Source organism: Bradyrhizobium sp. LCT2 (assembly GCF_009931255.1).
GTDB lineage: Bacteria > Pseudomonadota > Alphaproteobacteria > Rhizobiales > Xanthobacteraceae > Bradyrhizobium > Bradyrhizobium diazoefficiens.
The window spans coordinates 8,536,714-8,551,534 of record NZ_CP034432.1 but is presented as its reverse complement, the minus strand read 5'-3'; the positions used below and the strand labels follow the sequence as shown (position 1 = coordinate 8,551,534).

At 65.7% G+C, this 14,821-nt stretch carries 16 protein-coding genes; 8 read left to right on the top strand and 8 right to left on the bottom strand.

From position 1 onward, the window contains the following. Positions 1–2: 2 nt before the first annotated feature. Entirely contained in the window at positions 3–1,040 is a 1,038-nt protein-coding gene (locus tag EI171_RS40390; RefSeq protein WP_060910280.1) for an AraC family transcriptional regulator, read from the bottom strand. Between the two features lie 199 nt (positions 1,041–1,239). Between EI171_RS40390 and EI171_RS40385 the strand changes: the two genes are divergently transcribed. Together EI171_RS40385 and EI171_RS40380 are read left to right on the top strand one after the other, a co-directional pair. Next, positions 1,240–1,860, top strand: coding sequence for a response regulator transcription factor (locus EI171_RS40385; RefSeq protein WP_161536526.1), 621 nt, complete (start codon positions 1,240–1,242; stop codon positions 1,858–1,860). A gap of 162 nt (positions 1,861–2,022) precedes the next feature. Then, complete coding sequence (locus tag EI171_RS40380; protein ID WP_161536525.1) at positions 2,023–3,705, top strand: mucoidy inhibitor MuiA family protein; 1,683 nt, start codon at positions 2,023–2,025, stop codon at positions 3,703–3,705. Here the strand turns inward: EI171_RS40380 and EI171_RS40375 are convergent. From EI171_RS40375 to EI171_RS46265, 4 genes are read right to left on the bottom strand one after another with little or no spacing between them, the layout of a single operon-like run. Further along, a complete protein-coding gene (locus EI171_RS40375; RefSeq protein ID WP_161536524.1) occupies positions 3,702–4,508 on the bottom strand; it encodes a heme ABC transporter ATP-binding protein in 807 nt (268 codons plus the stop codon). The two genes, EI171_RS40380 and EI171_RS40375, sit on opposite strands and share 4 nt — an antisense overlap. Next, positions 4,505–5,602 carry an iron ABC transporter permease gene (locus EI171_RS40370; RefSeq protein ID WP_161536523.1) on the bottom strand — a complete coding sequence of 366 codons (1,098 nt, stop codon included), beginning with the start codon at positions 5,600–5,602 and terminating at the stop codon, positions 4,505–4,507. The genes EI171_RS40375 and EI171_RS40370 overlap by 4 nt, the downstream gene beginning before the upstream one ends. Next, positions 5,599–6,552 carry a hemin ABC transporter substrate-binding protein gene (locus tag EI171_RS40365; RefSeq protein ID WP_161536522.1) on the bottom strand — a complete coding sequence of 318 codons (954 nt, stop codon included), beginning with the start codon at positions 6,550–6,552 and terminating at the stop codon, positions 5,599–5,601. Before EI171_RS40365 ends, EI171_RS40370 begins: the two co-directional genes overlap by 4 nt. A gap of 6 nt (positions 6,553–6,558) precedes the next feature. Next, positions 6,559–6,765 (bottom strand): hemin uptake protein HemP, encoded by a 207-nt coding sequence (locus EI171_RS46265; RefSeq protein ID WP_246740395.1) that lies wholly within the window; start codon positions 6,763–6,765, stop codon positions 6,559–6,561. A gap of 262 nt (positions 6,766–7,027) precedes the next feature. Here EI171_RS46265 and EI171_RS40355 point away from each other — a divergent pair, with 262 nt between their 5' ends. The 6 genes from EI171_RS40355 to EI171_RS40330 all read left to right on the top strand — a co-directional run bounded on the left by EI171_RS40355 (position 7,028) and on the right by EI171_RS40330 (position 12,414). Further along, a complete protein-coding gene (locus tag EI171_RS40355) occupies positions 7,028–9,367 on the top strand; it encodes a TonB-dependent hemoglobin/transferrin/lactoferrin family receptor (protein WP_202633071.1) in 2,340 nt (779 codons plus the stop codon). Between the two features lie 99 nt (positions 9,368–9,466). Further along, on the top strand, positions 9,467–9,799 hold the full coding sequence (locus EI171_RS40350) for an antibiotic biosynthesis monooxygenase (protein WP_161536520.1): 333 nt from the start codon (positions 9,467–9,469) through the stop codon (positions 9,797–9,799). Between the two features lie 27 nt (positions 9,800–9,826). Next, positions 9,827–10,330 (top strand): heme utilization cystosolic carrier protein HutX, encoded by a 504-nt coding sequence (gene hutX / locus EI171_RS40345; RefSeq protein ID WP_161536519.1) that lies wholly within the window; start codon positions 9,827–9,829, stop codon positions 10,328–10,330. Between the two features lie 27 nt (positions 10,331–10,357). After that, positions 10,358–11,134 carry a tonB-system energizer ExbB gene (exbB, locus tag EI171_RS40340; protein ID WP_161536518.1) on the top strand — a complete coding sequence of 259 codons (777 nt, stop codon included), beginning with the start codon at positions 10,358–10,360 and terminating at the stop codon, positions 11,132–11,134. Positions 11,135–11,137: 3 nt separating this feature from the next. Further along, a complete protein-coding gene (exbD, locus tag EI171_RS40335; protein ID WP_161536517.1) occupies positions 11,138–11,584 on the top strand; it encodes a TonB system transport protein ExbD in 447 nt (148 codons plus the stop codon). After that, on the top strand, positions 11,584–12,414 hold the full coding sequence (locus EI171_RS40330; RefSeq protein WP_161536516.1) for an energy transducer TonB: 831 nt from the start codon (positions 11,584–11,586) through the stop codon (positions 12,412–12,414). The genes exbD and EI171_RS40330 overlap by 1 nt, the downstream gene beginning before the upstream one ends. Positions 12,415–12,542: 128 nt before the next feature. Here the strand turns inward: EI171_RS40330 and EI171_RS40325 are convergent, their stop codons facing one another. The 3 genes from EI171_RS40325 to EI171_RS40315 form a co-directional block, all read right to left on the bottom strand. Then, entirely contained in the window at positions 12,543–13,898 is a 1,356-nt protein-coding gene (locus tag EI171_RS40325) for an esterase-like activity of phytase family protein (RefSeq protein WP_161536515.1), read from the bottom strand. Between the two features lie 125 nt (positions 13,899–14,023). Continuing rightward, positions 14,024–14,206: a hypothetical protein gene (locus tag EI171_RS40320; protein WP_028173058.1), complete on the bottom strand. Its 183-nt coding sequence runs from the start codon at positions 14,204–14,206 to the stop codon at positions 14,024–14,026. 131 nt (positions 14,207–14,337) lie between these two features. Then, on the bottom strand, positions 14,338–14,802 hold the full coding sequence (locus tag EI171_RS40315; protein WP_060910289.1) for a DUF6130 family protein: 465 nt from the start codon (positions 14,800–14,802) through the stop codon (positions 14,338–14,340). Positions 14,803–14,821: the final 19 nt, after the last annotated feature.

The window sequence follows — 14,821 nt, the reverse complement described above, 5'->3', positions numbered from 1 at the left end:
AGCTAAGCCGCGGATGCCGAAGGCACGTCGGCCGGCTTGGCCAACGGGCGCACGCCCTTGCGCCATGCGGTGATGGTGCAGCCGAAGCGGCCGCGGAACCAGCGGGCCATCGCGCTTTGCGCGGAGAAGCCGAGCTGCGCGGCGATATCGGCCAGCGGCCGGCCGGGGTCGTCGATCAATTTGACGACGAGATCGGCGCGCTGCGCGTCGAGGATGGCCGAGAAGCTGGTGCCTGACGCGGCGAGGTGGCGGTGGATAGTGCGGCGGGTGCAGGCGAGATGCTCGGCCACGCGCTCGACCGTGCAGTCGCCGCTGGCGAGCAGCAGGCGCACGACCTCGTCGACCTTCTCCTCCCAGCTTGCCGGACGCGTCTCGATCGCCTCGATCCGCTTGCGCAGATAGCTCGCGATCAGCGGATGCGCGCTCGGGATCCGGCGCTCCATGTCGTGCACCGACAGCAGGATCGCGTCGTCCTCGGCGTTGAACGTCACGCGGCAGCCGAAGAAGTCGCGGTAGCGCTTGCGGTCGTGCGGCGGCGGATAATGCAGATGCACCTCCTGCGGCCGCCAGTCATGACCGAACAGCGACTGGATGATGCGGTGGACGCTGCCGAGCGCCATGTCGATCGACTGGCGCGGCGCGCTCGGCTGCCGTCCGCGCAGATGCAGTGCGACGGTCACGGTCTGCTTGTTGCGTGCAACGTCAAGCCGCATGCCGTCATGATGGATATGGATGAAACGCGAAAACGCCTCGATCGCTTCGCCGACGGTCGCCTGTTCGCGCACGATCAGGCCGACCGCGCCGAAGTTGGTCAGGCCGCCGCGTTCGGCGAGGCGCAAGCCGAAATCTTCGGCGCCGGACATCTGTGCCGATAGTTCGAGCAGGCGGCGCAGGCCGGTCACGGCAATGGGGGTATCCGGCTTGTCGAGGCAGGTCAGCGGCAGCCTGACCTTGCGCATCATCTGTTTGGGGTCGAGCCCGACCGACCGGGCGACCTCCGGGTAATAGCTCAAGCCTGCGCTGCGAATGAGGTCGGTCATGCAAACCGTTCCTGCCAGCCATTCCCGCAGATGTCCCGAAATGTAAAGTTTCTGTCCCGTTCCGTCAAATCCGGGAACATGACGGAACATACATAAGGGAAACCGAAGCACGGGCGTGAATGCCGTGCTCATGACGCCGGGCGCGATGAGGCCCCGGCCGTCTCGGATCATTTGACCAAGACATTGCTGGATCGGGATTATGCCGGGGAACATGCTTTCCAAGGGCGAGGTATTCGTCATCGACACCGACGCCGCCTCCCGCGAACAACTTTCCGCCGCGCTCCAACAGAGCGCCTATGACGTGATCTGCTTCGCCGACGGCGCGTCCCTGCTCTCGGAAGCGAGGGCGCGGATGCCGGCCTGCGTGCTGCTCGAGATGCCGCCGGATCGCTCCGCCCTCGACGTGCTCAGGCGGCTGCGCGAGGAGAATTGCATGGCGCCGGTCCTGGTGACTTCGGCGAACGGCAGCATCGCCATGGCAGTCGACGCGATCAAGAGCGGCGCGGCCGACTTCATCGAAAAGCCGTTCCGCACCCGCGACGTCGTCAACCGGATCGATGCCGCCATCGACGAGTTCGGGCAGCCCAACTCAAACCGCCAGCGCTGGTTGTCCGGCTGCGAGCCCCTGACGGCGCGCGAAGGCGACGTGCTCGAGCACCTTGCGGTCGGCCTCACCAACAAGGAGATCGCCCGGCGCATGCATCTGAGCGCCCGGACGGTGGAGGGCTACCGTGCCAGCATTCTGAAGAAGGCCGGCGCCCGCAACGTGACCGATCTGCTCCGCCGCATCTTCGGCCAGGGTTCGCCGACCCAAATGTGAAGCTCGGCGCGCGACGCGTTCCGCGGCCATGGTGCCGCCGCAGCGGCGCCCCACGGAAACCCCAATCGAACCAGTTCCTTCCCTGCCGCGTCTCACCACGATGGCGAGGCATTTGATCGCGCGTCCGGCTGGCGGCGCGGCGATACCGGCAGGAGGGACTTCATGCGCATCACCGCGAAATGTCTGGCGACGACGAGCCTGGTTCTGGTGACCACGGCATTCGCGTTGCCGTCATGGGCCGCCGATGTGGACGCCACATCGGCCATCGATACCGTCACGGTTTACCCGGATGGTGCCACCGTCACTCGCATCATCACGGTCGACCTGCCGTCCGGTGACTCGACGCTCGTTGCCAAGGACTTCCCGCTTGGTCTCGATACCTCCTCCATCCGGGTGGAGGGTGAGGGTGGTGCAAAGCTCACCATCGGCACGATCGATGCGCGAACGCCGCGTGCGGCGCCGGTCAACCTGCCCGAGCTGGACAAGCGCATCGAGGCCCTGAACGACCAGCGCGCCGACCTGCAAGGCGCGATCGACTCAGCCAATGCCCGGCGCAAATTTGCGGAGCACTTTGCGGAAGCGTCCCCCGCGGGCATCGGCGACAAGGGCGAGGCGCGGCCGATCGCCGAATGGCGCACGGCCTTCGCCGCGGTCGGCGAGGAAATTGCGAGCGCCGATACCGCCGTTCGCGACACCACGCGCAAGATGCGCGAGATCGATCGGCAGATCGCCCAGCTCGAAGTCGAGCGCAAGGCCAAACCGCCGAGCAAGCTCGAAGTCCGTATGGACATCGCCGCGCCGGCCGCGGCCAAGGCGACGTTGCGGGTCACTTACAATGTGCGTAACGCGCGCTGGCTGCCGCTTTACGACGCCCGGCTCGACACCGGCGCCAAGGACCGCAAGCCGCAGCTGGAGCTGGTCCGCCGTGCCGAAATCACGCAGTCGACCGGCGAGGACTGGTCGAACGTCACGCTTGGCGTCTCCACGGTCCGCGTCAGCCGCGGCGGCAGTGCGCCGGAGCTGGGCTCGCTGGTCGCGCAATATCCGCAACCGCCGAAACCAATGGCGCTCGGTGCGGCCTCCGATCTGGCGCGGCCCGCGCCAACTGTCCGCCAGCGCTCGGCGCAGTTCGAGCCCATGTCCAAGCTCGCCGAAGCGCCTGAACCGCGTGAGCGTGCCGACGAGCAGCAGGCGGTCGCCGAGATCGGCGACTTCCAGGCCACGTTCAGGATTCCCGGCCGCGTCAGCCTCGGCGCTGCCGAGGGCGCGAAGAGCCTGCGTATCGCGTCCATGAGTGTGCCGGCCGACCTCGCCGTGCGCGCGGCACCTGTGATGGACCCGACCGCGTTCCTCGAAGCCAGCTTCAAGCAGACCGATGAGGCGACATTGCTGCCGGGCAAGGTCGCGATCTATCGCGACGGCGTCTTCGTCGGCCGCGGCAAGATCTCGGCCTCGGCCAAGGACGACATCGTGCGGCTGGGCTTCGGCGCCGACGACAAGGTCAAGATCGAGCGCGCTGTGCTGAAGCGCAACGAAGGCTCGGCCGGCTTGCTCGTCACGACGTCGAAGACCGACGAGCGTTCGTTCAAGACCACCGTTCGCAACGGTCACGACTTTCCGATTCGTGTCGCGATCGAGGATCAGCTGCCGGTCAGCGAGAACGAGGACATCGTCGTCGAGATGCTGCCCTCGACCACGCCGCCGACCGCGAGCAACATTCGCGACAAGCGCGGCGTGCTGGAATGGTCGTTCGACGCCAAGCCCGGCGAGGTCAGGGACGTCAACTTCGCCTGGCGCATCCGCTGGCCGAAGGACAAGGGCATGGTGATCGTGCCGGCGGGTTAAATCCTCGCCGCAGACGCAGCCGCCCGCATCGATTGCGGCAGCACGTAAGGAACGCCGTCGGCCTGGTGGACGACGGCGTCGATCTCGAAGATGTCGCGGATGGTCTCGCGCGTGACGACCTCGGTGCGCGGGCCGTCGGCGGCGAGCTTGCCGCCGCTCAGCACGACCAGCCGGTCGGCGAAGCGGATCGCCAGGTTGAGATCGTGCAGGATCGCGATCACGGCGGTGCCGGTGCCAGCGCGGCGGCGCGCGGCCTGGACGAGGTCGATCTGGTGGCGCAGATCCAGGCTCGAGGTTGGCTCGTCCAGCAACAGAAGCCCCGGTCCATGCTCGGCCTCGCCGCAGGCGAGCTGCACCAGCACGCGGGCGAAATGGGTGCGCTGCTGCTCGCCGCCCGACAGCGTCGGCAATTGCCGTTCGCGGAAATGCGCCAGCCCCACCTCGTCCAGCGCGGCATCGACGAGCTTGCCTGCCTCGCGCGCGCTGCGCTCGCCCGCACCCATCAGCACGATCTCCTCGACGGTGAAGGGGAAGGTGACGTTGATGTGCTGGGACAGCATCGCGCGTCGCGCGGCAAGCTCGCGCGGCGTGTAGCTGCCGATGTCGCGCTCCTTCAGCCGTACCTCGCCCTGGCTCGGACGGAGGTCGCCGGAGAGCAGCCGCAGCAGCGTGGACTTGCCGGCGCCGTTCGGGCCGATGATGGCGACCATCTCGCCGGCCGCAACCGTGAGGCCGACGCCATCCAGCAGCTTCGCGCGGCCGGCGCGCTTGCTTAAGTGTCGCGCCTCGATCACCGTGCTCATAGCGAGGCGAGCCCGCGTTGCCGCAGCAGGATCCCCAAGAAGACCGGGGCGCCGACCGCCGCGGTCAGAATGCCGATCGGCATCTCCGCCGGCGCCACGATGGTGCGCGCCAGCGTGTCGGCGCCGACCATCAGGATGGCGCCGAGCAGCACCGAAGCCGGCAGCAGCAGGCGATGCGCCGGTCCGATGACGAGGCGAAGGAGATGCGGCACGACGATGCCGACGAAGCCGATGACGCCGCTGATCGACACCGCAACCCCGGTCATGGCGGAAACCATGACGATCGAGATCCGCTTGAGGCGCTCGACGTCGACGCCGCCGTGAAAGGCGTCAGCCTCGCCAAGCACCAGCAGATCGAGGCCGCGTCCGATGAAGGCGCAGGCGGCAAGCCCGATGGCGAGGATCGGCGCGAGCACCGCGGCCTTGGTCCAGGTCGCGCCGCTCATCGAGCCGAGCAGCCAAAATGTGATGTCGCGAAGCTGGCGGTCGTCGGCGATGAACACCAGCAAGCCAATGCCGGCATTGGTGATGGCGGTGATGGCGACGCCGGCGAGCAGGAAGATCGCAATTGAGGTCCGCCCCGAGCGGCTGGAGATGCCGTAGAGGATCGCGGTGGTCGCCAGCGAGCCCGCGAAGGCGGCGAGCGGCAGCAGCTCGGTCTGGAGGACGCGCAACGTCTCGCCGAAACGCGAGTCCGTGAAGACGATCGCGCTTGCAGCGGCCAGCGCGCCGCCGCTGGAGACGCCGACCAGGGCCGGATCGGCGAGAGGATTGCGGAACAGGCCCTGCATGATCGCGCCGGCCGCGGCGAGCAGCCCGCCGACCATCGCGGTCGCCGCAATCCGGGGAATGCGGATCGACCACAGCACGAGCTGGTCGCGCGCCGTCATCGCATCGGCGGTCGTGCTGCTCATGACGCCGAGCGCAGCAGGTAGACGGGAAAGGGGAATGCCGGCCGCGCCCACGGTCAGTGCGACGACCGCGGTGGCCGCGAGCACCGCGAGCAGAAGAGGAATCGCGAACGATGCGGACCGCCGTCTCGCGCCGGCGTGGCGCTGCGGGCGTCGCGCCTCGGCCCCGATCGCGACGCTCATTGCCGGCAATTTGCCGCTGACAGAGCCGACGTGAACGCGCCGCCCTGGTCGGCCAATGCCGGATAGAGTTTTACGGAGAGATCGCGCGCGGCCGCCGCCGTGCGCGGCCCGAAGCCGAGCAGATAAAGCCCGTCCATGGTAATGAAGCTCTTGTTGGCCGCGACCGGCGTCAGCGCGAAGCCGGGATGGGCATAGACCGCGCCGGCCTGGAGCGACTCGTTGCCGCGCTCGATCGACAGCACCACGTCGGGTTTTGCCGCCACGATCGCCTCGTCGCCGATGATCTTGTAGCCGTCGTAATCGTCGACGGCGTTCGCCGCGCCGGCGAGCTGGATGATCTCGTCGGCTGCGGTCTTGTGGCCGGCGACCATGGCACGCCCGTTCTGCAGCGACATCACGAACATCACGCGCACCGGCTTTTTCACCTTGGCGCGCAGCGCGCGGAGCTGGGCGAGATCGGCGCCGACTGCGGCGCTGAGGCATTCGGCGCGTGCATCCACGCCCATGGCGTGACCGACCAGCTTGATCTTCTCGATCAGGCCGTCCTCGGAGAAGGTTTTGGGCACCAGCACCAGCGGCACCTTCGCCGTCTCCAGGATGTCCATGGTCTCGCGCGGGCCCGATCCCTGGATCGCCAGGATCAGCGTGGGATTGAGGCCGAGCACGCCCTCGGCCGAGATCTGGCGCATGTAGCCGACGTTGGGTTTGTCGTGCAGCGCCGCCGCCGGATAAAGGCTCGTGGTGTCCACGCCGACCAGCCGGCTCTCGAGCCCGAGCGCATAGAGGATCTCGGTGATGGCGCCGCCGATCGAGACCGTGCGTGCGACGTCGGCAACAGCGACGTCGCGATTGCGGGCGTCATGCACGGTGATCCCAGCGGCGTGTGCGGCGGATGCGACTGCGATCGTACCGGTCAGCAGGATCTGTGTGAGGGTGCGGCAAAATGTCATTGCAGGTTACTTCGTCAAGATCAGCTTGTTCTGCGAGGTCAAACGCAGGCGATAGGCGTCCTCGCCATGCGCGATGGTGATCTCGCGCTCGTGCGCAAAGAGCTCGCGGCTGTCGATCCGGCTCCCTCGCACGGTGAGGGTTCTCGTTGTCGCGGAAGGACTTTCTGCCGGCCCTGCCGCGCCGCTGCCGCTGTCTCCGGATGTTGCTGACATTGCCCGTGTGATGCGCCTTCGAAATTTCAGATGCTGCCTGTTTGTATAGGCGGCATCGGGCGCATTCCAACGGCGGAAATTTACAATCGATATAAACTGCAACCAGACGTCATTGACCGTCAGAGTGTTGCCACGTTACCAATCATGACAGCGGGCAACATGCCCGCGTCTTAAGAAGATCAGCCAGCCAGTCGTTCGCTTTGCGAACGCACGCCAGCCAAACGACTCCAAAAACTAAAGTGAAGTGCAGGCTGGGGCTGATATGGCTGACGGGGCTAGGTATTCGCGCGCCTTGATTTTGGGCGCGTCGGTGGTTTCAATCGCGGCAGTGACGACGGGGAGCGGTCTCGCGCAGATCGCATCGCCGCAGGCCGAACATGCGTCGCCGGATCGGCCGAAGCAGGCCAAGCGCAAGCCGCTAGCCGCTCAGCAGGCAACGCCTGACGTCTTGAACGCCCGTGCGCAGGCGGGCAGCGCCGCGCCGGTGCAGACGCTCGACACCATCACGGTCGCCGCAACCAAGACCAGGGAGCGCGCGATCGATGCGCTCGCGCCCGTAAGCTCCATTTCGCTCGACCAGATCCAGGGTCTTCAGCCGAACCGGCTGTCGGACATCTTCTATGCGGTTCCCGGTGTTTCGTTCCAGGAGCGCGGCGACGATCCCGCGACCGTCATCAACATTCGCGGCTTGCAGGATTTCGGCCGCGTCGCGGTCGTCGTCGACGGCGCGCGGCAGAACTATCAGCGCACCGGCCACAATGCCAACGGCTCCTTCTTTCTCGATCCTGAATTGATCGGCGGCGTCGACGTCGTGCGGGGACCGACCGCCAATATCTACGGCTCCGGCGCGATCGGCGGCCTGGTCTCGTTCCGCACCAAGGACATCAACGACGTGCTGCGTCCCGGCGAGCGCTGGGGTGTCGATCTCTCCGGATTCTACGGCTCCAACAACAATCGCGGCCTCGGCTCGGTGTTCGGCGGCGTGCGCGCCACGCCCGATGTCGATATCTTCGGCGGCGCGGTCTACCGCACGCAGGGCAATTACAAGGACGGCAACGGCACCGAGATCGGCAACACCGGCAACCAGGTCGAGAGCGGGCTGATGAAGCTCACGGTGCGGCCGGCCCTCGGTCACGAGGTCAAGTTCGGCGCCGTGTTCCAGGATTATCAATACGACATCGGCCAGTTCAATCGCGGTCCGACGACCACCCAGGCATTGATTGCGTTGAATCGCGGGTCGTCGGTCTACGCGTCCGATGCCAAGAACTACACCGGGACCATCACCTGGAACTACTCGCTTCCGAGCGACAATCTGTTCGATTGGCATATGTCGGTCTACGGCAATCGCACCGACAACGACCAGACCAAGACTTATCACTACGGCACAACCACATCGACCTATTGCAACGGCGGCTTCGGCAACAACGTCTCGGGCTGCGTCGGCGACAAGCGCGGCTACGTCCTCAACACCTATGGCATCGACGTCAACAACACCACACGCTTCAATGTCGGCGACTGGCGCAATGCGCTCACCTGGGGCGTCGACGCATTCCAGGACGACGTGATCACGACCGACAGCCGCGGCAATTCCAACATCACCACGCCGAGCGGCATCCGCACCGTGTCGGGCGGCTTCCTCCAGTTGAAGCAGAATTACAGCACCTGGTTCGAGGCGGTGAGCGCGATTCGCTACGATCGCTATGACCTGGATTCCGGCAAGACCAGCGGCGGCGGCGACCGCTTCTCGCCGAAGATCACCCTGGGCGTGACGCCGGTCCCGGGCTTCCAGCCTTATGTCAGCTATGCCGAGGGCTATCGTGCCCCTTCGATCACCGAGACCGTGATCTCCGGCGCGCATGCGACCGGCGGCGGACCGGCCTTCTTTCCCTGTCCCGACGGCACCAGCGGCCTGTTCTGCTTCCTGCCGAACCCGAACCTTCGCCCCGAGGTCGGCAAGAACAAGGAAGTCGGCATCAACCTGAAGTACGACAACATCTTCAGCGCCAACGATTCGTTCCGCGGCAAGATCAATCTGTTCCGCAACGATGTCAGCGATTACATCGACCTCGTTGCTTCGGCGCCGGTCGCGGTGCCGCCATTCGGCTCGTTCAGCCAGTTCTATCAGTACCAGAACATCGCCAATGCTCGCATCCAGGGCTTCGAGGCGGAGACGATGTACGATGCCGGCGACTGGTTCATCGGTGTTGCCGGTCACTACATCCAGGGCAAGAACGTCGCGACCAATATCGGGCTTGCGACCATCACCCCGCGCAAGGTCGTCACGACCGGCGGCGTCCGCCTGCTCGATCGTACGCTGATCCTGACGGCGCAGTGGGCCTCGTACGGTCCCAACAACGACGTGCCCGCCGGCTATCTGCCCGCGACCGGCTACGAGCTGGTCAACCTGTACCTGACTTACAACGCGACCAGGGACATCGTGTTGTCGGCCTCGATCGACAACCTCTTGAACCAGTACTACCGGCCTTACGCCATTCCCGGCAGCTCGACCGACGGCACCACGCAGAACGACGTGCTGTGGTCGAGCCCGGGACCGGGCAGGGTCTACAAGGCCGGCATGAAGATCCACTTTGGAGGTGCGTGAGCCGACAGGCGTCGCAACGCCAGCAATCTCTGCCGGGCCGCGCTGATGTTCCAGCGCGGTTTCGGCGCGTTGTCATCTTGATCAGAAGGAGAGACTTTTATGTTCATCGCCATGAATCGTTTCCAGGTGAAGAAGGGCGCGGAGACCGCGTTCGAAACGGTCTGGGCCACGCGCGAATCCTATCTCGGCAGCATGTCGGGCTTCGTCGAGTTTCATCTCCTGAAGGGCCCCGAGGCCGAGGACCACACGCTCTACTCGTCGCACACCACCTGGGTCGACAAGGCGGCGTTCGAGGCCTGGACGCGCTCCGAGGAATTCCGCCGCGCCCATGCCCGCGCCGACAATCGGACCGGCGAGAGCCTCTATCTGGGCCATCCCAAGTTCGAGGGCTTCGAGGTGATCCAGAGCGAAGGCAAGGCCGCGGCCGCTTGAGGCCGCGACGCAGGAGAGGAGCTGGACATGTTGAGCACCGATCTCGCCGATCTCAAGGCGTACATGGCCGACAATCCCGGCGCGGTGATCGAGGACGTCGCGCGCGATCGCAAGGTCACCTCGCGTGCGGTGATCGAGGCGCTGCCCTCGTCGATGGTGCGCATGGGAGGCGGCGAGCATTTTGCCGCCGCCATGCAGGACATCGCACAATGGGGCGAGGTCACGCTGATCGTGCACACGGATGACGCGATCTTCGAATTCACCGGATCAATTCCCGCGGGCGAGATCGGCCGCGGCTATTTCAACCTGATGCAGCCGAAGGGCCTGCATGGCCATCTGCGCCATGAGCGTTGCGCAGGCATCGCCTTCGTCGAGCGTCCCTTCATGGGCAAGAATTCGGCCTTCATCGCCTTCGTCAATGCCGACGGCGGCATCATGTTCAAGGTCTTCGTCGGCCGCGACGAGACCCGGGCGCTGCGTGCGGATCAGCTCGTGCGGTTTCGCCAGCTTTCGGGCCGGATCGCGGCATAGCTTCCTTCTGTCTGTCGGGTGATCAGGATGCAAGGCAATTCCAGGCTTCGGCACGTGATCCTAACCATCGCGCTGGCGCTCGCGCCGGCTCCGGCCTTCGCGATCGACGAAGCGCTGTTGCCGCGTAATCTGTCGCCCTGGGGCATGTTCCTCGGTGCCGACATCATCGTGAAGGCGGTGATGATCGGGCTGGCCGTCGCCTCGCTGGTGACGTGGACGGTGTGGCTCGCCAAGACCGTCGAGCTGCGCCGCAAGAGCGTGCTTGCCGTGCAGCGGACGCGCGCGCTCGAGGGCCGGATGAAGCTGGCGGAGGCGGCGGCGCGGACCGGGGACGCGCATGACGCGGTTGCCCAGCTCATCCAGTCCTGCGCGAAGGAGGCCGAGCTCTCCGGCGGCATTGTCGACGACGGTCTTCAGGAGCGCGTGGCGCTGCGGCTGGAGCGGGTCGAGGCGGCGATGTCGCGGCAGATCGCGCGCGGCACCGGCGTGCTCGCGACCATCGGCGCCACCGCGCCGTTTGTCGGCCTGTTCGGCACGGTGTGGGGCATCATGAACGCCTTCATCGGCATCTCCGAGAGCCACACCACCAGCCTTGCGGTGGTTGCGCCCGGCATTGCGGAGGCGCTGCTCGCCACCGCGCTCGGCCTCGTGGCCGCGATCCCGGCGGTCGTGATCTACAATCATCTCGTCCGCGGCATCGCCAATTACCGCGCGCTGCTTGGCGATGCCTCGGCACAACTGATGCTGCTGGTGAGTCGCGAGCGCGACCACCGCGATTTTCGCCTGTCGCGGGCGGCGGAGTAGGCCATGGCCGCGAAGCTCGGCGCAGGTTCGGGATCGCCGCTCAAGCGCGCCGACCCCGATGATCTCGACGTCATCCATGAGATCAACGTCACGCCGTTCATCGACGTGATGCTGGTGCTGCTGATCATCTTCATGGTGGCCGCACCGCTCGCCACCGTCGACATCGGCGTCGAGTTGCCGGCAACCGCCGCCGAGCCGGCGCCGCGGCCGGACAAGCCGGTGTTCGTCACCGTGAAGCCGGACCTCTCGATTGCCGTCGGCGAAGACGTCGTGGCTCGCGAGGCGCTCAGTTCCTCGCTCGACGTCGCCACCAGGGGCCGCAAGGACGAGCGCATCTATCTCCGCGCCGACAAGGCCGTCTCCTATGGCGATCTGATGGAGGTGATGAACAGCTTGCGCAATGCCGGCTACTTGAAGGTCGCCCTGGTCGGCCTCGACGGACGCGGCTGATGGCCGCGAGCGCCTTTGCCCTGCACGAGCCGCTCGGCGAGTGCGAGGGCGCCCGCTGGGGCGTCTCCGCCGCGGTGATCGTGGCGTTGCATGTCGCTGCCGCGCTGCTTGCGATGAGCTGGCTTAAGTCGCAACCGGAGCATGGTGTCAGCCTCCCGGCGATCATGGTCGACATGGCGTCGGTGACCTCGGCACCGCAGCTAATGCCGGACGACGTCGCGCCCGGGCCGGTGATGCAGGAGGCCGACGCTTCGCCGCCGGAGCCCGCGCAGCGGCAAGCCGTCGAAGAGACCATCGCGCCGACACCGCCGCAGGACAAGCCTGACGTGGTGGCGCCGCCTGAGCAGAAGCTGGAGCCGACACCAGCCAGGCCGGAGCCCGCGAAGATCGTGCCGGTTGAAAAGCCTGTGCCGGAGAAGCCGAAGATCGTTCGCCGCGAGTCAAAAAAGCCCTCGGAGGCGACGCCCGCGCCGCGCACCAGCGCGCCGCCGCGCGCCGAGCGCGAGGCGCCCATGGCGTCCGCGATGAGCGCGGGCGCGGTGGCCTCGGCGATCGCGTCCTACAATCAACGCGTCCGCGCGCATCTGATGCGTTTCCACCAATATCCGTCCGGTGGCGGCGGTCAGCGCGGCGTGGCCCGGCTGAGCTTCACCCTCGGCCGCAGCGGGCAGGTCACGTCGAGCCGTCTCGGCGGCTCCTCCGGCGTTGCCGCCTTCGACGCCCAGGCCATGTCGATGATCCGCCAAGCCTCACCGTTCCCTCCGTTTCCCGACGAGATCAAGAACGGCGCGATGAGCTTTTCGATCCCGGTGGAGTTTACGGTGAGGTAGCTCCGTTGTCATGCCCCGCGAAGGCGGGGCATCCAGTACTCCGCGGCCTCTCGATTCAAGTACTCCTGTCACGGAGTACTGGATCGCCCGGTCAAGCCGGGCGATGACCGTGTTGAGAGAGAAGGGCCTTACTTCGCCTTCAGAAAATCCGCGACCTCGAGCAACATGAACTCGTCGTCGTCGGCCTTGTTGGGATCGCGGCTGGACGAGAACGGCAGGTTGTTGTCGTTGCCGACGATGATGTGGGTGTCGTCGACGCGATCGACGTTCTCGATGGTGAAGAACGGGAAGGTGTAGACGCCGTCGTTCAGCGGCTTGCGCGCCTTCTTGTCGGGATCCCGGATCTTCAACAGGTCGATATAGCCGATCTTGCGCACGGGCTTGCCGACGTTGGCCTCGGTGAGCTCGATCTTGTAGACGCGCTTGAATTTGGCGAGATCAGGGAAGCAGTTGTCGCCGCGAGTGCCCTGCGGGCAGGCCTTGTCGGCCGTGCCTTCGCCATTGTCGCGCTCGATGATGAGGCCGGAGGCCTGATCGATCATGTTGAAGTCGCCGATGGCGTTGCCGTTCTGCTCGAACACATATTGCCAGTAGCGGCCGGTGAACTTTTCCGCGGCGACGTCGAATTCGAGGATGCGGGAAGCTTCCTTGCCGTCGACCTTCTCCCAGTCCTTCTTGTCGGAATCCCACAGCGGCCCCTCGAGCAGGCCGTAGAGGAATTTGCCGTCCTTGGACGAGGCAAAGCCCTCAAACCCCTTGGAGCGGCGCAGGTTGACGTTGGTGTAGGTCGCGCCCGGCGCGCCCGGCGTCGCCACTGCCCAATGATCGGGCGAACGCACCGGCTTGCCGTCGGCAACCGTCTCGAACACACCGAGGATCTTGCCGGTCTTGTCGGCCTTGAGGATGTAGGGGCCGAACTCGTCGCCGATCCAGAAAGTATCGCCGATGATCTGGAAACCTTCGGTGTCGAAGTCGGAGCCGGTGAGGTAGCGCTTCTGCGTGTCCTCATGGACGATGCGGAACGGCACGCGTCTGTCGGGATCGTGCAGGAAGATCGTCTCCTGCCGCTCGATCTTGCCGCTCGCCCAATCCATCTTGTAGCGGTTGAGATACAGCATCGAGTCCGGCGAGTTGGCGCGCGCGCCCATGCCGTTGTCGGTGATGACCCAGAAGCTGCCGTCGGGCATGGTCTTGATGCCGGAATGGCCCTGGAGCGGCTGGCCCTTGAACGGCAGCGATACGCCGGTCGCCCGCTCATAGGACTTGCCCATCACGGTGCCGAGCGCGTCGACGCGCTTGCCGGTGGTGTACTTTCCGGAGGTCTTGAGATCGGCGGGCGCATCCGCCGGCGCGTCGATGAACGATTCGGCCGGCATCACCACGTGGCCGGCGAGCTTCGCCGGGAATTCACCTTCGCTCTGCGCGAGCGCCGTGCTCGCGGTGAGAATGATCGTAGCGACGGTGGCAAGAAAACTCGCGCGCATGTGCGTCTCCTGTTGGCGGACGCATGCCTTATGCGGATCCCTTGTTTCAGTTTTGTGAAAGCGGGCCAAAGGCCGCAGCCAAAGCCCCGGCGCGTTGCCGGGGTTTTGTCACTCCTTGCTCGGCGCTACCCGCCGTAACACGGTTTGCCGGCCATCTGATTTGCGCGGCTGCACCGCGGCAGATTTTTGGTCTGTGGTTGCTTGCTGCTCTTCTTGGTTGCAGTCGACGTTCCGGTTTGGGCCTGCGCGCTCGACGCAACGGGGACGAGAAACAGAACAGCGATGACGGTCAACACCAATGTCTTCATGTCAAATGCTCCAAAAAATCAAAAAATAATGTTCTGGAGCCTATGCAGCAGATCGTCGTCTGTAAAGGCGCCCGAGAACGCGATCCGGGCGCGTTTCGTGCGCCTCACAGGCTTGAATTCGTCCTACTCCTTTACCGCGCCGGCGAGGGCGCCGGCTTTGGCTGTGGTGGAATCTCGAAGCTGACCGTCTTGCTGTCGATCACGCGGTGTGTGGGATCGGCCAGCTCGAACAGCACCTTGTGCGGGCCCGGCTTCAGTCCGACCACGATCACGGTCTCGCCACTGGCATCGACAAAATGCCACGGCGCGTCGTCGACCGTAACGTGGACGTGGCCGATGCGTGGCGATACGTCGAGCGCGCCCTTACCGAACACCGGCACCACGCGCAGGTTTTCCGTCGCATACTGGATGAAGACGAGGCCTCGCGCCAACTGCTCGGCGAGCGGCGGATCGACGATCAGCCGGGCGGGCGCCTCGTTTTCGATCGCAACCAGCGGGGAGGGGCCACGCACGTCTCTGGCGGTCTGGGCGACGGCAGTCGCTGCAAACAATGTGGAGGCCGCCAGAACGGCCATGCAGTCGAGGGGGGCGTACATGGCCGTTCCTTCCGAAAGG